The 22,030-nt window shown below is 65.6% G+C and carries 17 protein-coding genes; 10 read left to right on the plus strand and 7 right to left on the minus strand.

Annotated elements, in window-relative coordinates; all coding sequences use genetic code 11:
- Positions 1–147 precede the first annotated feature (147 nt).
- From phoA to ACFOHJ_RS15640, 6 genes are all read left to right on the plus strand, one after another.
- The gene (gene phoA / locus ACFOHJ_RS15615) at positions 148–1,605 is read left to right on the plus strand and encodes an alkaline phosphatase (protein WP_378222021.1); all 1,458 of its coding nucleotides are present in this window, start codon (positions 148–150) and stop codon (positions 1,603–1,605) included.
- Positions 1,606–1,735: 130 nt separating this feature from the next.
- A complete protein-coding gene (locus tag ACFOHJ_RS15620) occupies positions 1,736–3,214 on the plus strand; it encodes a DegQ family serine endoprotease (protein WP_378222023.1) in 1,479 nt (492 codons plus the stop codon).
- A gap of 9 nt (positions 3,215–3,223) precedes the next feature.
- Entirely contained in the window at positions 3,224–4,534 is a 1,311-nt protein-coding gene (locus tag ACFOHJ_RS15625) for a replication-associated recombination protein A (protein ID WP_378222024.1), read from the plus strand.
- A gap of 75 nt (positions 4,535–4,609) precedes the next feature.
- Positions 4,610–5,173 (plus strand): RNA polymerase sigma factor, encoded by a 564-nt coding sequence (locus tag ACFOHJ_RS15630; RefSeq protein ID WP_378222026.1) that lies wholly within the window; start codon positions 4,610–4,612, stop codon positions 5,171–5,173.
- Between the two features lie 2 nt (positions 5,174–5,175).
- Positions 5,176–7,137 carry a vWA domain-containing protein gene (locus tag ACFOHJ_RS15635; RefSeq protein ID WP_378222028.1) on the plus strand — a complete coding sequence of 654 codons (1,962 nt, stop codon included), beginning with the start codon at positions 5,176–5,178 and terminating at the stop codon, positions 7,135–7,137.
- A 27-nt stretch (positions 7,138–7,164) separates the two neighbouring features.
- On the plus strand, positions 7,165–7,557 hold the full coding sequence (locus tag ACFOHJ_RS15640; RefSeq protein WP_378222030.1) for a hypothetical protein: 393 nt from the start codon (positions 7,165–7,167) through the stop codon (positions 7,555–7,557).
- 15 nt (positions 7,558–7,572) lie between these two features.
- On the opposite strand, the gene bmt is transcribed toward ACFOHJ_RS15640, so the two are convergent.
- Both bmt and ACFOHJ_RS15650 read right to left on the minus strand, forming a co-directional pair.
- The gene (bmt, locus tag ACFOHJ_RS15645) at positions 7,573–8,589 is read right to left on the minus strand and encodes a betaine--homocysteine S-methyltransferase (protein WP_378222031.1); all 1,017 of its coding nucleotides are present in this window, start codon (positions 8,587–8,589) and stop codon (positions 7,573–7,575) included.
- 77 nt (positions 8,590–8,666) lie between these two features.
- Entirely contained in the window at positions 8,667–9,515 is an 849-nt protein-coding gene (locus tag ACFOHJ_RS15650) for a helix-turn-helix domain-containing protein (protein WP_378222033.1), read from the minus strand.
- Positions 9,516–9,730: 215 nt separating this feature from the next.
- Here ACFOHJ_RS15650 and ACFOHJ_RS15655 point away from each other — a divergent pair, with 215 nt between their 5' ends.
- Both ACFOHJ_RS15655 and ACFOHJ_RS15660 read left to right on the plus strand, forming a co-directional pair.
- Positions 9,731–10,744: a fatty acid desaturase gene (locus ACFOHJ_RS15655; RefSeq protein WP_378222035.1), complete on the plus strand. Its 1,014-nt coding sequence runs from the start codon at positions 9,731–9,733 to the stop codon at positions 10,742–10,744.
- Positions 10,745–10,792: 48 nt separating this feature from the next.
- Positions 10,793–11,683 carry a phosphate/phosphite/phosphonate ABC transporter substrate-binding protein gene (locus ACFOHJ_RS15660; RefSeq protein ID WP_378222037.1) on the plus strand — a complete coding sequence of 297 codons (891 nt, stop codon included), beginning with the start codon at positions 10,793–10,795 and terminating at the stop codon, positions 11,681–11,683.
- Between the two features lie 12 nt (positions 11,684–11,695).
- Here ACFOHJ_RS15660 and ACFOHJ_RS15665 read toward each other — a convergent pair whose 3' ends face one another.
- The 5 genes from ACFOHJ_RS15665 to ACFOHJ_RS15685 form a co-directional block, all read right to left on the minus strand.
- Complete coding sequence (locus tag ACFOHJ_RS15665; RefSeq protein ID WP_378222039.1) at positions 11,696–14,266, minus strand: GcvT family protein; 2,571 nt, start codon at positions 14,264–14,266, stop codon at positions 11,696–11,698.
- 81 nt (positions 14,267–14,347) lie between these two features.
- Complete coding sequence (locus tag ACFOHJ_RS15670) at positions 14,348–15,925, minus strand: trimethylamine methyltransferase family protein (RefSeq protein WP_378222040.1); 1,578 nt, start codon at positions 15,923–15,925, stop codon at positions 14,348–14,350.
- A 186-nt stretch (positions 15,926–16,111) separates the two neighbouring features.
- Complete coding sequence (locus ACFOHJ_RS15675; protein ID WP_378222042.1) at positions 16,112–17,176, minus strand: quaternary amine ABC transporter ATP-binding protein; 1,065 nt, start codon at positions 17,174–17,176, stop codon at positions 16,112–16,114.
- Positions 17,169–18,056, minus strand: coding sequence for an ABC transporter permease (locus tag ACFOHJ_RS15680; RefSeq protein ID WP_378222044.1), 888 nt, complete (start codon positions 18,054–18,056; stop codon positions 17,169–17,171). Before ACFOHJ_RS15680 ends, ACFOHJ_RS15675 begins: the two co-directional genes overlap by 8 nt.
- A gap of 166 nt (positions 18,057–18,222) precedes the next feature.
- Positions 18,223–19,221, minus strand: coding sequence for an ABC transporter substrate-binding protein (locus ACFOHJ_RS15685; protein ID WP_378222046.1), 999 nt, complete (start codon positions 19,219–19,221; stop codon positions 18,223–18,225).
- Between the two features lie 420 nt (positions 19,222–19,641).
- On the opposite strand from ACFOHJ_RS15685, the gene ACFOHJ_RS15690 reads away from it, so the two are divergent.
- Together ACFOHJ_RS15690 and ACFOHJ_RS15695 are read left to right on the plus strand one after the other, a co-directional pair.
- Positions 19,642–20,823 carry an MFS transporter gene (locus tag ACFOHJ_RS15690; RefSeq protein ID WP_378222048.1) on the plus strand — a complete coding sequence of 394 codons (1,182 nt, stop codon included), beginning with the start codon at positions 19,642–19,644 and terminating at the stop codon, positions 20,821–20,823.
- Positions 20,820–21,983: an MFS transporter gene (locus tag ACFOHJ_RS15695; RefSeq protein ID WP_378222050.1), complete on the plus strand. Its 1,164-nt coding sequence runs from the start codon at positions 20,820–20,822 to the stop codon at positions 21,981–21,983. Before ACFOHJ_RS15690 ends, ACFOHJ_RS15695 begins: the two co-directional genes overlap by 4 nt.
- Positions 21,984–22,030: the final 47 nt, after the last annotated feature.

Here is a 22,030-nt window from a genome sequence, read left to right on the forward strand (position 1 = left end):
TTTTTGCGATCGAGGCGGCGCGCCTGCCGAGCGTGGATCGTCATGGATCGGTAACCGCATTGTCATGCGACGGTCACGTGTGCCGGACAGAATTCTCGCGGGCTGAAGGCTCCACCCACCCCGAGAAATCCGAAGGATCGACACGCCATGACCCATCTGTCACGCAATTTCCTGATGGCGGGCGCCGCCGCCGTGACCCTGCTTGCCGCCGGCGCAGGCCAGGCCCAGGACAACGCCTCCGTCGAAACCTATCTCGATCGCACCGCCAAGGGCGACATCACCCAGCCCGGAGGCGCCCGCCGCCTGGCCGGCGACGCCACACAGGCTCTGCAGGGGCTGATCGGCAATGGCGAGGTGAAGAACGTCATCCTGCTGATCGGCGACGGCATGGGGGATTCCGAGATAACCATCGCCCGCAACTATGCCGAGGGCGCGGGCGGCTTCTTCAAGGGCATCGATGCGCTGCCGATCACCGGGCAGTACACGCATTACGCGCTCGACAAGAAGACGGGCAAGCCGGACTACGTGACCGATTCCGCCGCCTCCGGCACGGCCTGGGCGACGGGTGTTAAGACCTATAACGGCGCGATCGGCGTCGATATCCACGAGAAGCCGCACCGCACGCTGATCGAAATGGCCAAGGCGGCCGGGCTCGCCACCGGCGATGTCTCCACCGCCGAGATACAGGACGCGACGCCGGCCGTGCTGCTGGCGCATGTCACCGGGCGCAAGTGCTACGGGCCGGTGGCGACCAGCGAAAAATGCGCCGGCAACGCGCTGGAAAACGGCGGCGCCGGCTCGATCTCCGAGCAGATATTGAACACCCGGGCCGACGTCGTGCTCGGTGGCGGCTCGAAGTCATTCGACGAGGTCGCGAAGGCGGGCGACTGGAAGGACAAGTCGCTGCTCGATCAGGCGAAGGAGCGCGGCTTCACCATCGTCGGCACTCTGGACGAGCTGAACGCGGTGGCTTCCGCGGATCAGGACAAGCCGGTGCTCGGTCTCTTTGCCGAGGGTAACATGCCGGTTCGCTGGAAGGGGCCGAAGGCCAGCCGCCACGGCAATATCGATGCCGAGCCGATAAGCTGCGAGCCGAACGCGGAGCGCGCGGCCTCGGTGCCGACGCTTGCCGGCATGACTGCCAAGGCGATCGATCTTCTCAAGGGCAACGAGAAGGGTTTCTTCCTCCAGGTCGAAGGCGCGTCGATCGACAAGCAGGACCACGCCGCCAACCCCTGCGGGCAGATCGGTGAGACGGTCGACCTCGACGAGGCGGTGCAGAAGGCGCTCGAATTCGCCAAGGCCGATGGCAAGACACTGGTGATCGTTACTGCCGACCATGCCCATTCCAGCCAGATCATCCCCAACGGGACCAAGGCTCCGGGCCTCACGCAGGCGCTCACCACAAGGGACGGCTCGGTGATGACCGTGAGCTACGGCAACGCCGAGGAGGACGACCAGGAGCATACGGGCGCGCAATTGCGCGTGGCGGCCTTCGGACCATACGCGGCAAATTTCGTCGGGCTGACGGACCAGACCGACATGTTCTACACCATCAGCGAGGCGCTGAAACTGCAACCGGAGCAGCGCGCCAGCGCCGAATAGCGCTTGCGGCACGAAAACGACGCCCCGGCCGCCTCGGCCGGGGTTTTCTTTGCCTTGGGAGAAAGTATCGGCCTTTCATTTTGCACAATCCTCACCACAATGGCGCGCGAACGGTTCGGAGGATTCGCATATGCTGAAACGGCTGTCCTTGTTTGTGCTTTGCGCGCTGGTGGGGCTTGCCGCCGCGTCGGCGAGCCAACGGGCGGTCGCGCAGGAAAAGGACCCCGGCCTGACCGATGTGCTGACGGACCTGCTGCGCGGTGTCGAGAACGAAAATCCGACCCCCGGCCCGGACAAGCGGGTGCCGTTCGGGCGCGACGAGGTGCAGTTGTCGTTCGCGCCGCTGGTCAAGCAGACCGCTCCCGCCGTGGTCAACGTCTATGCCTCGCAGACCGCCAAGGTGGTGTCGCCGTTCCAGGGCGACCCGTTCTTCGAGCAGTTCTTCGGCCGTTCGCGGCCGCGCGCGCAGTCTTCGCTGGGGTCGGGCGTGCTGGTCGATCCGAGCGGCATCGTCGTCACCAATTTCCACGTCATCAAGGATGCGGACGAGGTGAAGGTCGCCACGTCGGACGGGCGCGAATTCACCAGCAAGGTCCTGCTCAAGGACGAGACGGTCGACCTTGCCGTGCTCAAGATCGAGGGCGACAAGCCGTTCCCGGTCGTGCCCATCGGCGATTCCGACGCGCTGGAGATCGGCGACCTGGTGCTTGCCATCGGCAATCCGTTCGGGGTAGGCCAGACCACCACCAGCGGCATCGTCTCTGGCCTGGCGCGCAGCCATATCGGCGTTTCCGACTTCGGTTTCTTCATCCAGACGGATGCCGCCATCAATCCCGGCAATTCGGGCGGGGCGCTGATCAACATGGGCGGCCAGCTTATCGGCATCAACACGGCGATCTATTCGCGCAGCGGCGGCTCGATCGGCATCGGCTTCGCCATTCCGTCCAACATGGTGCATGCCTTCGTGGAGGCGGCCAAGGCCGGCCGCGATTTCTTCGAACGGCCCTATATCGGCGCACAGTTCGAGCCGGTGACGCCGCAGATCGCCGAGTCGCTCGGCATGGATGCGCCGAGCGGCGCGCTGGTCACCTCCGTCGAGCCGCAAGGGCCGGCGGCCAAGGCCGGGCTGAAGCCGGGCGATGTCGTGCTGAAGATGAACGGTGCGGCGCTGGAAAGCGTCGATGCGCTTGGCTACCGGCTGGCGACGCAGGCCATCGGCGCCGAGGCGACCCTGGATGTCCTCAGCAAGGGGCAGACGGAGACGCTGAAGATCACGCTGGAGCGCGCGCCCGAGGGCACGAACGCCGCCCCGGTCACGCTGCGCGGGCGCAGCCCCTTTGCCGGGGCGCAGGTGGCGGAACTGTCGCCGCGCCTTGCCCAGAAGCTCGGCATGCCGACCGACGCCAAGGGCGTCGCCGTGGTGGACGTCGCCGGCAACTCGCCGGCGGCCGGCTTCGGCTTCCAGCCGGGCGACATCGTGCGCGAGGTCAATGGCGTGACGATCGACACGACCAAGGCGCTTGCGGCCGCGGCCGCGCAGAACACCCGCTGGTGGCGCTTCACCGTCGAGCGCGACGGTCAGATTTTGCGCCAGGTTCTGCGGTATTGATGAGACGTCATGGCTGATCTTTTCAGTGCGGGCGAGCCGGAGAAAGCGCGGGCCGGGCAACCGCTGGCCGACCGGCTGCGGCCGAAGAATCTGGGCGAGGTCGTCGGCCAGGAGCACCTGACCGGCCCGGACGGCGCGCTGACGCGGATGATCGCGTCGGGCTCGCTGGGTTCGATGATCTTCTGGGGACCGCCCGGCACCGGCAAGACCACCGTGGCGCGCCTCCTGGCCGGCGAGACCAGCCTGGCGTTCGAGCAGATATCGGCGATCTTTTCCGGCGTCGCGGACCTGAAGAAAGTATTCGAGACAGCTCGGATGCGGCGCGCGAACGGTCGCCAGACGCTGCTGTTCGTCGACGAGATTCATCGCTTCAACCGCGCCCAGCAGGATTCCTTCCTGCCCGTCATGGAAGACGGCACGGTGGTGCTGGTGGGGGCCACGACCGAGAACCCGTCCTTCGAACTGAACGCCGCGCTGTTGTCGCGGGCACGCGTGCTGGTCTTCCATTCGCTTGGCGAGGAAAGTATCGGCAAGCTGCTTTCGCGGGCCGAGGAGGCCGAGGGGAAAAAACTGCCGCTCGACGACGAGGCGAGGGCGGTGCTGATGCGCATGGCCGACGGCGACGGCCGCGCCTCGCTGACCCTGGCCGAGGAAGTGTGGCGTGCCGCCAAGCCGGGCGAGGTGTTCGACGCCGAGGGCCTGCAGCGCATCGTCCAGCGCCGGGCGCCGATCTACGACAAGGGCCAGGACGGCCACTACAACCTGATTTCGGCGCTGCACAAGTCGGTGCGCGGTTCCGATCCCGATGCCGCGCTCTATTACCTGTGCCGCATGTTCGATGCCGGCGAGGACCCGCTCTATATCGGCCGGCGTCTGGTGCGCATGGCGGTGGAGGACATCGGCCTGGCCGATCCGCAGGCGCTGGTGATCGCCAATGCCGCCAAGGATGCCTATGACTATCTCGGTTCGCCGGAAGGCGAACTTGCCTTCGCACAGGCCTGCGTCTATCTCGCCACCGCGCCCAAGTCGAACGCCGTCTATACGGCCTTCAAGGCGGCTACCCGCGCCGCCAAGGAACATGGCTCGCTGCTGCCGCCCAAGCATATCCTCAACGCGCCGACCAAGCTGATGAAGGCGGAGGACTACGGCGCGGGTTACCGCTACGACCATGACGAACCGGAGGCCTTTTCCGGGCAGGACTATTTCCCCGAGAAGATGGGGCGGCAGCTTTTCTACGACCCGCCCGAGCGCGGCTTCGAGCGCGATATCCGCAAGCGGCTCGATTATTGGGCGAAGCTGCGCAAGGAGCGCAATTCGTAGCCTCGGCGGAACGCCCGGAAAAAATATTGCCGGGCGTCCCCAAGGAAATGCGTTGCGCGTTCGTCCAACGGGCAAATGACGGCGATGATGCTTGAGGGAAGCGAAGCCTCCGACAGCGAACTGGCGGCGCGCGCGAAAGGCGGGGACCGCGAGGCCTTCGGCACGCTGGTCGAACGGCACTATGCGTTCGTTCATCGGGTGGCCTACCGCTGGTGCGGCCGCAAGGCCGATGCCGAGGATATCGCCCAGGAGGTCTGTGCCAGGCTGGGCAGGGCGATCCGCGGCTACCGCGACGGCGGGGCGTTCACGACGTGGCTCTACGCGATCACGCTCAACGCCGCGCGCGACCACGCCCGCAAATGCGCCCGGGAAACCGCCGGGACCGCTGCCTTCGGTGTCCATGTGCGGGTCATGGGCGAGAGTGCCGGCGAGGCGGAAGACCCGGTGGAAGCGCTGTGGGCGGCAGTGCGGCAACTGCCCGACAAGCAGCGCGAGGCGGTGACGCTGGTTTATGGCGAAGGCGTTTCGCATGCGGTCGCGGCTGGGGCGATGGGTATCTCCGAGACGACGGTTTCCTGGCACATCCATGAAGCGAAGAAGCGGCTGAAGGTGTTGATGCACCAGGCCGGGGAAGTGTGACCATGGTCGACGACAACGAACTTTTCGGATTGCGGGAAAGCGCGGTTCCGGCCCCGGGTGCCGATGCGAAAGCGCGCGCCGTGCGGGCCGCGATGGCCGCCTACGGCGAAAATCTTTCCGCCGCGCCCCAAGGATCGGCGGGCCGTCCGCGTCTCATCCAGCGAGCCCGTCGGCTCTGGAGAGAGAGCATGCAGAAGAAACTGATTGCCACGCCGGCGATTGCCGCACTCGTCGCCCTGCCGATCGCCGGCTATACGGCATTCTACCTCGTGAAGGACCAGCCGTTCGGTTTGGCTCGCGGGCCGGACCAGAAACAGGTCGAAATGGAGAAGCCGGCGGCGGTGCAGGAGCAGGCCCCGGCGGTAGCGCCAGCCGACCAGCAGGACACGCTGGCGGCAGCGCCTCGCCCCGCCCTGACGGGCAAGGGTGGGGTGGCCAGCGGCCAAAGGCGCGAGGCGTTCACGCAGAACCTGATGGTCGAACCGTCGGTGGCGCCGATTCCTGCGCCCGCGGATATTCAGCCGCCGCAGCCGGAGAACCGCGACCGGATCGAGGATTTCAGGTCCAACCCGGTGCGCTCGGTGGTGCAGGACCCGGTTTCGACCTTTTCCGTCGATGTCGATACGGCGTCCTATTCCTTCGTCCGCCGCTCGCTGAAGGAAGGCGTGCTGCCGCAGGCCGATACGGTGCGCGTGGAGGAAATGGTCAATTACTTCCCCTACGATTGGAAGGGGCCGGACAGCGCGGCAACGCCGTTCAATTCCACTGTGACCGTCATGCCGACGCCGTGGAATGCCCGCACCAAGCTAATGCATGTGGCAATCAAGGGCTATGATGTGCAGCCCGCCACCCAGCCGAAGGCCAATTTGGTGTTCCTGATCGATGTGTCGGGCTCGATGGATGCGCCCGACAAGCTGCCGCTGCTGCAATCGGCGTTCCGCCTGCTGGTGGGCAAGCTGAAGCCCGACGACACCGTTTCCATCGTCACCTATGCCGGCGATGCCGGCGTCGTGCTCGAGCCGACGAAGGTTTCGGACAAGGACAAGATATTACGGGCGATCGACACGCTGACGCCAGGCGGCTCGACGGCGGGAGAGGCGGGTATCCGCGAAGCCTATCGGCTCGCGGAAAGCGCCTTCGTCAGGGGCGGGGTCAACCGGGTGATGCTTGCCACCGACGGCGATTTCAATGTCGGCCAGAGTGACGACGCCGACCTCAAGCGGCTGATCGAGAAGGAGCGCAAGTCCGGCGTGTTCCTGTCGGTGCTGGGCTTCGGGCGCGGCAACCTCAACGACCGCATGATGCAGACGATCGCCCAGAACGGCAACGGTACGGCCGCCTATATCGACACGCTGGCGGAGGCCGAGAAGGTGCTGGTCGAGGACGCTTCCTCGACGCTGTTTCCGATCGCCAAGGACGTGAAGATACAGGTCGAGTTCAACCCGGCGAAAGTATCCGAATACCGGCTGATCGGCTACGAGACGCGGGCGCTGAACCGCGAGGATTTCAACAACGACCGCGTCGATGCCGGCGACATCGGCTCCGGCCATTCGGTGACCGCGATTTACGAAATCACGCCGAAGGGCAGCGGAGCCGAGCAGATCGACAGCCTGCGTTACGGGCAGGCGGTTGAGGACAAGGGCAGCGTTGCCAATGGCGATGAATATGCCTTCGTGAAGATCCGCTACAAGCTGCCCGATGGCGACACCTCGAGGCTGATCGCGACGCCGGTAACGCCGGAAAACGAGGTCAAGGCCTTCGACGAGGCGAGCGCCGACCAGCGCTTCTCCGTGGCGGTGGCTGCCTTTGGCCAGAAACTGCGCGACGAGGACGCGACCAGCCGGTTCGGCTACGACCGGATCGGCGAGATTGCCGCCGGCGCCCGCGGAACGGACCCGTTCGGCTACCGCTCGGAATTCCTGTCGCTGGTGCGGCTCGCCTCGGCGCTCGACAAAGGCCGCTGACGACAATAAAGGCCGGCGAAGCGGGGCTTGCCGGCCTTTTCCCTAAAATGCACGCCTTTTCAGGTACGGCTTTTCAATGTCCTCCGACTAGAAGAAGAGCACCTGAATCTCGAAGGTGATCACGTGCATATCGACGGTTCCTTGCCACGGTCGACAGCCAGTGCTTCGCGCGCCACCGGCGGCGCGACCTATGCCTCGGCCAACCAGGTGAGGGCGGACGAGGCACGGCGCGCCGGGAGCGCCGTGGAGGCGGCGCACAGCACCGCCCTGTCGGCCCTGAAGAACGAACGCTTCGGCCAGATGCTGGCCAAGATCAGCGAGCCGGCCGCCGGCGCGCTGATGACGATGCGGCGGGAGAGCGATAGCACGAGCGCGGATTTCAACTCCGTCGTGGCGAGCTACGCCGAAAACGGCGAGTAGGGCGGCTTTCCCCGGTCAGGCGCGTTCGCGGCGGCGCGAACGGCGACCCTCGCCGGCTTCCGCGCTGTTCTCCTGCGCCGCCTTGTTGCGCAGCGGGCCGATGCGCCCGACGATCGTCTCCAGCGTCGGCCGGCTTTCCTTCGTGTGGGTGTCGAGCGCCTTGCGCATGGCGGCAAGATGCGCGAACGAGGTGCCGCAGCAGCCGCCGATGATTTTCGCGCCGCTGTCGACCGCCAGCCGCACATAGTCCGACATCAGCTCCGGCGTCCCGGAATAGGTGATCTCCGAGCCGTGGAATTCGGGGATGCCGCAATTGCCCTTGACGATGACGGTCGCCTCCGGCCTTGCCTCGGTCATGTCGAGCAGCGAGGCGAGAATGTCGGAAGCGCCGACGCCGCAATTGGCGCCGACACCGACCGGGCGCTGTTCCAGCCCGTCGACGACATCGTGGATGTCCTTGGGCAACAGGCCCATCATGGTGCGCCCGGCGGTGTCGAAGGAACCGGTGTAGGTGTAGGGCAGGCCGACGCGGATGGCGGCCTCGGCGGCGGCGCGGATTTCGCCGGGCGCCGACATGGTTTCGATCCAGGCGACTTCGGCGCCGCCGGCCTTCAGGCCCTCGATCTGCTCGGCGAAGGCATCCACCGCGTCTTCGTAGGTCATGGCGCCGAGCGGTACCAGCAGTTCGCCGGTCGGGCCGACGGAGCCGGCGACAATCACCTTGCGGCCCGCCTTGTCGGCCACCGAACGGGCGATCTCGGCGGCGCGCTTGTTGAGGTCGAAAACGCGCCCCTCGGCCTTGTGCAGCTTGAGCCGATGGCGGGTTCCGCCGAACGAATTGGTAAGGATGATGTCGGCCCCGGCATCGACAAAGCCCTGGTGCAGGCTGGCGATGGTGTCGGGCGCGCTTTCGTTGAGCAGTTCCGGCGCTTCGCCGGCCTGCAAGCCCATGGCGAACAGGTTGGTGCCGGTGGCGCCGTCGGCCAGGAGTATGCCCTTTTCAGCCAGGAGAGCGTCGATAGGGTTGTTCATCGCATCTGCTTTCGGAGAGTTTCTTGAGATAAGGATATAAAGAAATCTTTATGTCGGGTCAATAACGTGGCGGTGCGTCACGGATCAAATCGCATTTCAGCGAGGCTGTGAGTGAAGCTCGCCGCCTCGTGGGCGTTGATGTCGGCGGCGCGGATCAGGTTGTCGAAATGCCGGGTCAGCCGCTGGATCGGCTGGGTGGCGTTGAGCACGATATACATGTCGCCGGCATAGATGGCCGCGCGGTAGGGACCGAAGATCGTGTAGGGGATCGAGTAGCGCATCCGCCCGTCGTAGAGAAAGAGCCGGAAGGTGGGGTAGAGGTCGTCGAGCAGCGTGGCCATGTGGTGTAGCTGTTCGCGGCGATCGGACACCGGCAACCCGCTCCAGACGCCGAGCCCGCGCGCGAAGATTTCGAGGGTGTGGCGCGGCATGCAGACTTCCATGTCCGTCTCGGGACGGCGGGTGTAGTCGATGCGGTACTGGGTTTCGCCGATCTGCGCCTCGCGGCTGCGGTTGGCGATGCCGGCCTCGTAGTCCACCACCGATTCGGTGCGCAAAAGGTCGGGCAGCCCGGCCGGGACATAGCGGATCTTGGTGCCGGCCGCCTCGGCGTGCCATCGGGCCAGGAGCGTGCGGTCGAAACTGCCCAGCGCCTCCTCGATCTCCAGGCTTTCGCGGATTTCGCCGGTGACGCCCTCGTCATGGCTGAGGCCGAGCAGCCAGTCGAGCGACACCTTGAACTCGGCGGCGATGTTGAGCAGCGTTTCGGCGCGCGGCAGGCGGGTCGAACTCCCCGACAGAAGCTGGGATAGCGCGGACCGGTCGATGCCGACTGCGGTAGCAAAAGCCGACTGGTTGAGGTCGGAGCGCGCCAGCAGCGTCTTCAGCCGCTCGCGGAACAGGGTGGAAAGATCGCGCTTGTCCATTTCACCGCTCATCGAGTGCAATCGCTCATTGTGCCGCGACCTGTGCGGAATGCAAACGAAAATCCCTATTATGTTTATTTTACACAACATATGATGCATAAGCTGCGTCATGTAAACGGTTTGTGCGCGTTGTCGCGTTGCGAGCGCACATCCCTGCTGACATCATGGTGTCAGGAGCCGGATTCGGTCTCCTGACAGCAGGGCATCAGGGTGAAATGGCAAAAGCGAATGAAACAAGGAATCGGGCGCGCACCATCGAGTGGCCGACCGTGTTTCTCGCGGTTTTCTGCTACGGCACCTGGCTGGTCGCGGGGCTTTTCCTCTGGCCGTCCTGGCCATTGGTCGCGCTTGGCCTGCTGACACTGACCGTCGCGCTGCAGTCCTCGCTGGTCCACGAAGTGCTGCACGGCCATCCGACCCGCAATGCGCTGGTCAACGAGGCCTTCGTCTTCCTGCCGCTGGGGCTGGTGTGGCCCTATCGCCGCTTCAAGACGCTGCATCTGCGCCATCACCACGACGAGCGCCTGACCGACCCGCTGGACGATCCCGAAAGCTACTACCAGGCGCTGTGGCGGCATGAGGAACTGCCGGCGACGATGAAATTCCTGCTGCGGATCAACAACACCATGGCCGGCCGCTTCGTACTGGGGCCGTGGCTGGCGTCGATCGGCTTCATCCTTGGCGACGGCAAGGCGATGATGGCCGGCGACCGTGCGATCCGAAAGGCGTGGCTGCTGCACGGGCTGGGCGTGGCGGTGGTGCTGCCGGCCGTGCAGTTCGGCTTCGGCATGCCGCTGTGGCTTTACGTGCTGGTGCCGGTGTGGCTCGGCCAGTCGCTGATCGCCATCCGCACCTTTGCCGAGCACCAGTGGTCGGAGCGGCCGGAAGGGCGCACCATCATCGTCGAGCGCTCGCCTCTGGCGCTGTTGTTCCTCAACAACAACCTGCACTTCGTCCACCACAAGCTGCCGACCGTGCCGTGGTACAGCCTGCCGAAGCTTTTCCGCGAGCGCCGCGAGGAGTGGGTGAAGGCCAACAACGGCTATGTCTATCCGAACTACCTGGCGCTGGTGAAGGCTTATGCCTTCCATGCCAAGGAGCCGGTGGTGCACCCGGCGTTGCGCCGCTCGCCCGAGCCGGGCAGGGCGTTCAAGCCCCGCGTGCGCGAGGCGCATCAGTTGAACGGCCTCGGCACCGCGCCGGTGCCGGCAGAGCCGCCGAAAGAGTGAGCGGCGGCGGCCCTTGCATTTTCACGCCTGCTTTCCCCAGATAGGGCGATGACCGGATTTATCGCCGCCTTGCCGATGTACGACTGGCCGGAAGTCCGCGCCGAGACCGATGCCCAGTGGGCGCGGCTGCGCGATGCCCTGCGCCGGCGTGGCATCGATGCGCCGGCTGCGTTGACGCGGCGGAATACGCCCTCCGGGGGTCTCGACCTGATGGCCCTGTGGCGCGACCCCGCGCTGCTGTTTGCGCAGACCTGCTGGGGGCCGATGGGCCTCGGGCTGGCGGAGCACGTGCAGGTGATCGGCCAACCGGACTATTCCGACTGCGAAGGCGGGCGGGGCGAGCTTTATTCCAGCGTCGTGGTGATGCGCGGGCCTGCCATCTTCCTTGCGGATGCAGAGCACTTGGCTGCGGGGCTACCCCCACTCCTGACCCCTCCCCGCAAGGGGGAGGAGGATTTGGAAGCGCTGTTCCGCTCTCCTTTGCGGGGAGGGGCTAGGGGAGGTGCAACTGCCGACGGATCGGCGGAAGATGTGCCAGCGCCCGCCGACGGCCGGGCCGTGCTGCCGCTCGAGCTGCTGCGCGGCAAGCGCTTTGCCTTCAATGGCGAAGATTCCATGTCGGGCGTGCTGGCGCTTGAACAGGATTTGGCGGCGCTTGGCGAAGGCTTGGCCTTGTTCAGCGAGCGGCAGGAAACCGGCGGTCATCGCGCTTCGCTTCGCGCGGTGGCCGAGGGCAGGGCGGATGTGGCGGCGGCCGATTGCCGTTCATGGGCGCTTTTCAGGCGGCTGGAGCCGGAGGTTGCCGCGACGCTTCGGGCCGTCGGCTGGACGGCCCGGCGCAAGGGGCTGCCCTATATCTGCGCGCGTGGAATCGCGCCGGCAACCGTGGCGATCCTGCGCGAGGAACTCGCCTCAGCCGGCATGCTGGCCGCCGGCTGAGGCGAAGACTTTTCAGCCTCGCATTTTCGCGCCGCTCGGGTCGAAGGGCGGCTCGACGAGGATGCGGGCGGGCCGGCGTTTCCCGAGTATCTCGATCTCGAACAGGCCCTCGCTCGTGTTTTCGGCCAGGGCCGCCGGCACGTAGCCCTGCGCCATCGACTTTTCCACGAAGTGGGCATAGCCGCCCGACGTCACCCAGCCGACCACGCGCCAGTCGCCGTCGACGATGCCGCGAATGGACGAGGCGCCTTCCTGGGCAACCGAAACGCGGGTTTCCTGGCCCTTCTCGTCGAAACGCGGCGCGCCGTAGCCATGCGGCTTTTCGATCGTTCCGTAATCGGTGGAAACCCTGGCCCAGATCGGCTCGTCGCCCATCACGTCGGCATCGAGCGCATCCACCACCAGCGAAACGCGCCGCAGCTTCGGCCCGGCTTCCAGTTCCTTTGCGGCAGCGTCGCGGCCGATAAAATCGTTCTTGTCCATCTTGACGAAGCGATCCATCGACCCTTCGAACGGCCCATAGATCGGGCGAAGCTCGCGGAACCAGGTCGGGAAATTCTTTTCCAGCCGCATCGAGAGCAGGGCGCGCATGCCGAAATCGACCAGGCCGAATTCCTCGCCCGCCTGCTTGATCGCCTGATAAACAAGCCGCTGGTAGGCCGGCTGCATCCAGATTTCGTAGCCGAGATCGCCCGTATAGGTGATGCGGTTGACCATGCAGGGCGCGCCGCCCACCGCCATCTCGCGATAGTCCATGAAGCGGAAGGCCTTGGTCGAGACGTCCACGTCCGCCAGCTTCTGCAACAGCGCCTGCGCCTTGGGGCCGGCGATGGAGAGGCCGACCAGCGTCTGGTCGAAGCGGTGAATGCGCACGGAGCCGTCCTTGGGCAGGTGCTTTTCGAACCAGCGCATGTGGTACTTGGCCGCCGCCGAGGAGCCCCAGATCATGAAGCGGTCATCACCCGCATGCGCGATGGTGAAGTCGCCGATCAGCTTGCCGAATTCGTTCAGCATCGGGGTCAGCACGAGGCGGCCCTTTTTCGGCATGCGGTTGGTCATCAACCGATTCAGGAAAGCTTCCGAACCCGTTCCGGTCACTTCATATTTGGCGAAGTTGGCGATCTCGGTGACGCCGACGCGCTCGCGCACGGCCCGCACTTCCTCGCCGATCGGCTTGAAGTCGTTGGAGCGGCGGAAGGAGACGACATCCTTCGGCTCGGTGCCCTTCGGCGCAAACCAGAGCGGCGTCTCCAGCCCCCAGCTATCGCCCATGACGGCGTTGTTGGCGAGCATGGTGTCGTAGAGCGGCGTGGTCTGCGCAGGGCGTGCGGCCGGCAGTTCCTCGTTGGGGAAGCGGATCGAGAAGCGGCGCGAATAGTTCTCGCGCACCTTGGCGTTGGTGTAGCGCAGGCTCGCCCATTCGCCGAAGCGGGCAACATCCATGCCCCAGACGTCGAAGCCCGGGTCGCCGTTGACCATCCAGTTGGAGAGCGCCAGGCCGACGCCGCCGCCCTGCGAAAAGCCGGCCATGACGGCGCAGGCGCACCAGAAATTGGTCAGGCCCTGCACCGGGCCGACCAGCGGGTTGCCATCCGGCGCGAAGGTGAAGGGGCCGTTGATGACCTGCTTGATGCCGGCATTGGCGATGCCCGGGAAATGCTTGAAGCCGAGTTCGAGCGATGGCGCGATGCGGTCGAGGTCGGGCTGCAACAATTCATGGCCGAAATCCCACGGCGTGTTGACCGGCGACCACGGCTTGCAGGCCTTTTCATAGGTGCCGAGCAGGATGCCGTTGCGTTCCTGGCGGGTGTAGATCTCGCCCTTGAAGTCGAGCACGCCGACCATTTCGCGGCCGGTTTCCCGGTTGAAAGCTTCGACCTCCGGCATCGGCTCGGTCAGGAGGTACATATGCTCCATGGCGAGGACCGGCAGTTCGAGGCCGACCATGCGGCCGATCTCGCGTGCCCACAGGCCGCCGCAGTTGACCACGTGTTCGGCCTTCACGGTTCCCTGTTCGGTGATCACGTTCCAGGTGCCGTCCGGTTCCTGCGTGAGTTCCCGGACCGGGTTGCGCAGCACGATCTCCGCGCCCAGCTTCTTTGCCGCCTTGGAATAGGCGATGGTGGTGCCGGAGGGGTCGAGATGGCCCTCGACCGGGTCCCACATGGCGCCGACGAAGTTCGTCTCGTCCATCAGCGGGAACATCGCCTTGGCTTCCGAAGGCGTGATCAGTTCGGTGTCCATGCCGAGGTAGCGGCCCTTGGCGTGGGCGAGGCGCAGGAAGTCCATGCGCTCGGGCGTGTCGGCCAGCATGACGCCGCCCGTCAGGTGCAGCGAGCAGGACTGTCCGGAAAGCTCTTCCAGCTCCTTGTAGAGCTGGACCGTATAGGCTTGCAGCTTGGCGACGTTCGGGTCGCCGTTGAGCGTATGGAAGCCGCCCGCCGCATGCCAGGACGAACCGGAGGTGAGCTCGGAGCGCTCGATCAGCATGACGTCGCTCCAGCCGGCGCGGGCCAGATGGTAGAGCACAGAGCAACCGACGACACCGCCGCCGATGACAACCGCTTTAACGTGGGATTTCATAGTGTTGAGGCTCACAAGCTGGAAAGTGATTCAAGTGACTGGTGGAGCGGCTGACTCTTGATCGGCCGCCCCCGGGCGGCTTCAAAAATCCGTCGGGGCGCCGCCTTCGGCGATGCGGCGATCGACGAAGGCGTTGAGTTCTTCGCGGATGGCGGGATCCATGGGCGGTTCCTGGTAGCCGGCAAGCCGCTCCTTCCAGACGCGGTTGGCGCGCTCGACGGCGGTAGGGGAACCGGCTTCGGCCCAGGTTTCGAAATTGCGCCAGTCGGAGACGATCGGCGAATAGAAGGCGGTCTTGTAGCGGTCCTGCGTGTGCTGGGTGCCGAAGAAGTGGCCGCCGGGGCCGACGTCGCGGATGGCGTCGATGGCAAGCGCGTCTTCGGAGAAATCGAGCGGCGTCAGGAATTCCGCCACCATCTGCAACAGATCGATGTCGAGGATGGTCTTTTCGTAGGAGCAGCGCAAACCGCCCTCCAGCCATCCGGCGCCGTGCATCAGCATGTTGCCGCCGCCCTGCATCGCGCCCCACAGCGAAAACACGCTTTCATAGGCGGCCTGCGCGTCGACCGCGTTGGCGGCGCAGACGTTGGAGGTGCGGTAAGGTATCTTGTAGCGGCGCGCCAACTGGCCGCCGACAAGCTGCGCCTTCATGTATTCGGGCGTGCCGAAGGCGGGCGCTCCGGACTTCATGTCGACATTGGAGGTGAAGCCGCCATAGCCGACCGGCGCGCCCTTCTTCACCATCTGGGCGAAGGAAATGCCGGCCAGCGCCTCGGCGTTCTGCTGCACCAGCGCTCCGGCGATCGTCACCGGCGCCATCGCGCCCGAAAGCGTGAAGGGGGTGACGACGACCGCCTGGCCCATGCTGGACATCTGGATGATGCCCTCCATCATCGGAATGTCGAGGCGCAGGGGCGAGTTGGTGTTGATGATGGTGAAGACCGACGGCTCCTGCAGCAACTGCTCATGCGAGATGCCGCGGGCGAGGCGCGCGATCTCGATGCCGTCGACGTTGCGTTCCTTACCCAGCGAATAGATGTGGAACGCCTTGTCGGTGAGCGTGGCGAGGTCCCGGATGCATTCCAGATGGCGGATCGAGGGGTGGATATCGGTCGGCTCGACCGGGTAGCCGCCGGTGGCGTGCAGAATGTTGTGCATCTGCGCCAGCCGCAGGAAATTGCGGTAGTCGGCCTGGTTGCCCGAGCGGCGGCCACGGTCCGTGTCCGAGCAGTTGGGGGCCGAGGCCATCATCGTGAAGATGACGTTGTCACCGCCGAATCGCACATTGTGCGCGGGGTTGCGGGCGTGCAGCGTGAACTCCGACGGGCAATGCGAAATGAGTTCGAGGATGAGGTCGGCATCGAAACGCACGCGCTCGGAGCCCTCGCGCACATCGGCGCCGTGTGCCTTCATGATGCGCCGCGCTTCCTCATGCAGCACGTCGACGCCGATCTCCCTGAGGACGCGCAGCGAGGCGAGGTGGATCGATTCCAGTTCGTCGTCGGAAATCAGCCGCGTCGGGGCGAGCGGATTGCGCAATTGCCGGAACGGGGGCTGCTCGAAGCCGACGGTTCCGGATGAGCGCTTTCCGGCGCGGCCGCCACGGCGGGAATGCTCGGGCGCCGACGCGTGGTCGGCTAGGTTTGGCTCGGCTGACATGATGGTCCTCGATAGGCGGTATTTTTACCGCATAATGGACCGGCGACCCTGCCCGCATTGCGGAGGCGGCGACCACTAGGGCGAGGGAAGCGACATCGTCGGAAGAGGGTGTTGCTGCGGACGAGCAGGCCCGCACCCCCAAAATCCCTCCCCGCAAGGGGAGGGACGGAGGAATAAAGGCGGAAACTACGCTTCCACGCCTTCAGTCATATGGGAGGGCGTCACCATGGCCGAGGCCACCGCGTGCAGGGTGAGCGAGCCGGCCGGCGTGCCGTCGCGGCCAAGCACGTGGGCTGTGCGCATGTCCGCCTGCACCATTTCGCGCAGCGCATCCTCCAGCGTCGCGTCTGCCGCGATCGGCAGGCCGGCGGGGGCCGCGCCGTTGAGCGGCGTCATCACCGACGAGGCATAGACGATGCGGGCGCGGTTCACTTCCTTGACGAATTTCTCGATATACGGGTCGGCCGGGCGCAGCACGATGTCCTGCCCGCTGCCTTGCTGGATGACTTCGCCGTCGCGCAGGATGGCGATGCGGTCGCCGAGCCTCAGCGCCTCGTCGAGATCGTGGGTGATGAAGACGATGGTCTTCTTGATCTCCTTCTGCAGGTCGAGGAGCACGCCCTGCATGTCGGTGCGGATCAGCGGGTCGAGCGCGGAAAACGCCTCGTCCATCAACAGGATCGGCGCGTCGTTGGTGAGCGCGCGGGCGAGGCCGACGCGCTGCTGCATGCCGCCCGAGAGCTGGTTGGGATAGCGGTTCTCGAAGCCGGAAAGGCCGACCCGCTCGATCCAGCGCATCGCCTGCTCGACCTGCGTCTTGCGCGGCACGCCCTGGATCTGCAGGCCATAGACCGCGTTGTCGAGCACCGTGCGGTGCGGCAGCAATGCGAATTTCTGGAACACCATCGCCGTGTTCTTGCGGCGGAATTCGCGCAGCTCGTGCTCGTTCATCTTGACCACGTCGGCGCCGCCGACCAGTACCTCGCCGGCCGTCGGGTCGATGAGGCGGTTGATGTGGCGGATCAGCGTCGACTTTCCGGAGCCCGACAGGCCCATGATGACCTGGATGCAGCCGCCCGGCATTTCCAGGTTGATGTTCTTGAGGCCGAGCACGTTGCCGTGCTTCTCGTTCAGTTCGGCCTTGCTCATGCCGCCCTTGACGAGTTCCACGGCGCGCGCCGCGTTGGCGCCGAACACCTTGTAGAGCGAGCGGACTTCGATGCCGGAGGCGGGTTTCGTGCTCTCAGCCATGGACCACCTCCAGGTGCCGTTGCAGGCGCTTGCCATAGGCCTGGCTGACGCGGTCGAAAATGATGGCGATGACGACGATGGCCAGGCCGTTGAACACGCCGAGCGTGAAATACTGGTTGTTGATCGCCTTCAGCACCGGCTGGCCGAGGCCCTGCACGCCGATCATCGAGGCGATGACGACCATGGCCAGCGCCATCATGATGGTCTGGTTGATGCCGGCCATGATGGTGGGCAGTGCCAGCGGCATCTGCACGTCCTTCAGCTTCTGCCAAGCCGAGGAACCGAAGGAATCGGCGGCCTCGAGAACGTCCTTGTCGACGAGGCGGATGCCGAGATTGGTCAGGCGTATCATCGGCGGAATGGCGTAGATCACCACCGCGATCAGGCCCGGCACCTTGCCGATGCCGAGCAGCATGACCACCGGGATCAGGTAGACGAAGCTCGGCATGGTCTGCATGACGTCGAGGACCGGGTTGATGACCGCCTGGACGCGGTCGGAGCGCGCCATCAGGATGCCGATCGGGATGCCGATGACGATCGCCAGCACCGTACACACGAAGATCATGGAAATGGTCTTCATGGTGTCGTCCCACATGTCGAACATGCCGATCACGAACAGCGCCGCCAGCGAGCCGAACACGATCTTGAGGCTGCGGCTGCCGTACCAGGCGAGCAGGCCGATCAGCAGCATGATGATCGGCCACGGCGTCTGCGTCATGAACCGTTCGGACTGGATCAGGAAATACTGGAGCGGGTTGAAGAAGGACTCGATGCTGTCGCCATAGGCGCGCGTGAACATCCGGAAGCCTTCGTCGATGCTCTTTTTCAAATTACGGAGAAAGTCGTCGTTCAGATGCGGGAAGGTCGTCAACCAATCCATCGTTCGCTGCCTGCCTCGGTGCTGGTCGGTTTCGGTGCGCTACAGCATAGAATCAATGCGTAGCCTTGTCTCGGCTCGCCGGTTTGCGCGCCCGGATGCGTGGCATGGCCCGCAAAAGAGGAAAGCGGCGGGGCAACCGCCGCTTTCCAGAACCGGCGAAGCCGGATTACTCGACCGCCTTCTTGACCTTTTCGGCAACGTCCGCCGGAACCCAGGCCGTCCACACGTCCGGGCTTTCCTTGAGGAAGTGCTTGGCACCTTCCTCGCCGGTGGCCTGGTTGTCGGTCATCCAGGCCAGCAGCTTGTTGACGGTGGCGTTCGACCAGGAGCGCTTGGAGAAGTAGTCCATGGCCGGGCCGGCGCGCTCGGCGAACGCCGTCGTCACCAGCGTCTGGACATGGTCCTTCGGCCATTCGTTCGGCTTCGGATCGGGGCAGTCGGCAACGGTATTGCAGCGCTTCCACTCGGCCGCGTCGTAGGGCACGCCGTAGTCGAGCTTGACCATCTCGTACTTGCCGAGGATGGCGGTCGGGGCCCAGTAGTAGCCCATCCAGCCTTCCTTGCGCTCGTAGGCCTTGGCGATGGAGCCGTCGAGGCCGGCGGCCGAACCGGTGTCGACCAGCGTGAAGCCGGCCTTCTCGCCGCCATAGGCCTTGAACAGCTGGGTGGTTACCAGCGTGCCGCCCCAGCCCTGCGGGCCGTTGAAGACGGCGCCCTTGGACGAATCTTCGGGAGCGGGGAAGAGCTCCGGGTGCTTCAGCGCATCCGGGATCGTCTTGATGTCGGGGTGGGCGTCGGCGAGGTACTTCGGAATCCACCAGCCCTGGACCGCGCCGTCTGACAACGCTTCGACGGTGGACACCAGCTTCTTGTCGGCGATGCCTTTCTGTACCACGTCGGGCAGCAGGTCGACCCAGCCTTCGGGCGCGACGTCCGGCTGGCCCTTTTCCGTCATCGAGGTCAGGGTCGGCACGGTGTCGCCGACGACCAGGTCGGCGTTGCAGCCATAACCGGCGTTGAGGATGATCTTGTCGATATTGGCCAGCACCTCGGCAGACTGCCAATTCATATTGGAGATCGTCACGTCGCCGCACTCGGCGGAGGCGGCGCTGGCAAAGCCGACGAGGGCAGCAGCGAGAGCGGTTGTGGCCAATAGGTACTTCATGGAAGGTTCCTCCCCAGGGCGTTGTTGAACTTTCGCTTGAGGTTATCCGGGGTAATCCCGCAAGCTCAAGCAGGAACTGTCAGGGCAAAACATGACGCTTGCAAGCCAAATAGTGTGACGCGGATCGGCCGGGGCTTGCCAGCGACAGATGATTGTCTTTTTGCGACTGACCCCAAACCAGCCCAATAAATTTCGTCGCAGGCGGCCGTTTCCTCGCCTTTGTCGCGCAATTGCGGCGGCGCGGAGCCCCGTTTTCGCTTCTGGCGCCAGCTTTGCAGACTGGCCGGGCCGACGCGGGATCGGGTCGTGCGTGGCGCAAGCGGATTTCGGCGGGCGGCACTTTCCTTGGCGGCACGGAGTGGGTAGCAGGGCGGAGCGCCGGCGTTTGCCCGCGACGATTCATGCGGGCGGTAGGGCACGATGCCACATCAGGCTTCCAGAGAGATACGGACGGCCAGCGTCGCCCCGACGGATTGGGCGGCGATCGGCGGCGTCATCGCGACCGTTTCGGTGTTCGCGATCGCGCAGGGGCTGAGCTATCCGCTGCTTTCCTTCGTGCTCCAGCGCCAGGGCGTGTCGCCGGCGATGATCGGCCTTTCGGCGGCGATGACGCCCATCGGCTTCATCGTTTCGGCGCCGATGGTGCCATCGCTGGCTCGCCGTTTCGGTGCCGGCCGCACGGCGCTCACCTGTGCCGGCCTGTCGGCGCTGACGCTGTTCCTGGTGGGCTGGACCTACAACGTCTATGCGTGGTTCCCGCTGCGCTTCATGATCGGCGTGGTGACCAATCCGCTTTACGTCATGAGCGAGACCTGGGTCATCGGGCTGGCGCCGCCGGCACGGCGCGGCCGCATCTTCGGCATCTACGCGACCGTGATCTCCATGGGCTTCGGCGCCGGCCCGCTGTGCCTGATGCTGGTCGGAACCGACGGCTGGCCGCCTTTCCTGGTCGGCATCGTCGCCTTCATCATCTGCGGCGCCTGCCTGGCGTCGGTGCTCCATCGCCTGCCCAGGACCGATACGAGCGGCGAGCATGTTTCGGTCTGGCAGTTCATCCCGCTGGCGGTGCTCCTGACCTTCACGGTGATCGTGGCGGCCGGCTTCGAGCAGACGGTGCTGGCGCTGCTTCCGGTTTATGGCGCGGAATACGGCATCGCCTCCTTCGACATGTCGGCACTGCTGACGGTGATGATCGCCGGCAACATCGCCATGCAGGTGCCGCTCGGCCTGCTGGCGGAACGGCTTTCGGCGCGGCCGGTGCGGCTCGGCTGCATCGGCCTGACCGTGCTCGGCTGCATGCTGCTGCCGCTGCTGATCCGCACGCCGGCGATCTGGCCGTGCCTGTTCCTCTGGGGATCGGCTTCCTACGGCATCTATACGATGTCCATCGTCGAACTGGGCGAGCGCTTTACCGGCAAGACCATGATGGCGGGCAACGCCGCCTTCGCCATGGTGTGGGGCATAGGCGGCATCGCCATGCCGCCGCTCAGCGGTGGCGTCATGGCGCTGATCGGCGCGCCGGGCCTGCCGCTGACGCTGGGCCTGACGTGCTCCGTCCTGGGCGTGGCGACCGCCGTCGCCATGGTGCGGGCCGTGCGATGAGCGCGCCGCAAACGCCGCCCGCCCGCATGCCGTTGGCCGCACTTTTCGGCGTCATCGCCAGCGTCACCGTGTTCGGCGTCGCGCAGGGGCTGAGCTATCCGCTGTTCACCTTCCTGATGCAGAAGCAGGGCATGTCTTCCGGCGCGATCGGCCTTTCGGCGGCGATGACGCCGCTCGGGCTGATGGTGTCGTCGCTGTTCGTGCCGACGCTGGTTCGCCTGTTCGGGTCGCGCGGGCTGGCGGTCGGCAGCGCCGCCTCGGCGGCATTGCTGTTTGTCTTCATCGGCTTCACCCAGAACTGGCTGGCCTGGTATCCGGCGCGCTTCCTCATCGGGCTTGCCGTCAATCCGCTCTACATCCTGGGCGAGGTGTGGCTGATAACGCTGGCCCCGCCCGCGCGGCGCGGCCGCCTGCTCGGCATTTTCAACGCCGTCACCGGGGCAGGCTACGCCAGCGGCCCGCTCTCGCTGGCGCTGCTTGGAACCGAGGGCTGGCCGCCCTTCCTGGTGGGCATCTGCGGCTTCAGCGCCTGCGCGGCGATCCTTTTCGTCGCGGCAAGGCGATTCGACCGCTTCGACGACGGCGTGCGCCATGGCGGCGCCCTGCATTTCTGGCTGGTCGCGCCGACGCTGCTTCTGGCGGTGACGGTGGCGGCGGCGACCCAGCAGAGCATGTATTCGCTGCTGCCGGTGTTCGGCAAAGGCTACCTCCTTGGCGAGGCGACCATCTCCACCCTGATCAGCGTCATGTCGGTCGGCAACATCGTGTTGCAACTGCCGCTCGGCATGGCGGCGGAGCGTTTCGGCGGCCGGCGGATGATCCTCGCCTGTGCGATGACCAACATGACCGGTGCGCTGCTCCTGCCGCTGATCGTGACGACGCCGCTGCAATGGCCGGTGCTCCTGGTGATGGGCGGCGTCGGCTACGGCGTCTACACCATGGCGCTGGTCGAACTCGGCGACCGCTTCTCCGGGTCGGCGCTGGTGGCCGGCAACGCCGCCTTCGGCCTGATGTGGGGCGTGGGCGGCATCATCGGGCCGCCGGGCTCGGGCTTCCTCATCGAGATGATCGGGCCGATCGGGCTGCCGGCCGTGGTGGTGACGCTGAGCGTCCTCCTGATCCTGTTCTCGACGCTGCGTTCCCGGCTGCGCCGCGCGTGAGGCGGCATTCCGGTTTCGGCTTTGTTGGTTTATAAGGCAGGCATGTC

The organism is Aquamicrobium soli (genome assembly GCF_042646345.1).
Taxonomy (GTDB): Bacteria; Pseudomonadota; Alphaproteobacteria; order Rhizobiales; family Rhizobiaceae; genus Mesorhizobium; species Mesorhizobium soli_A.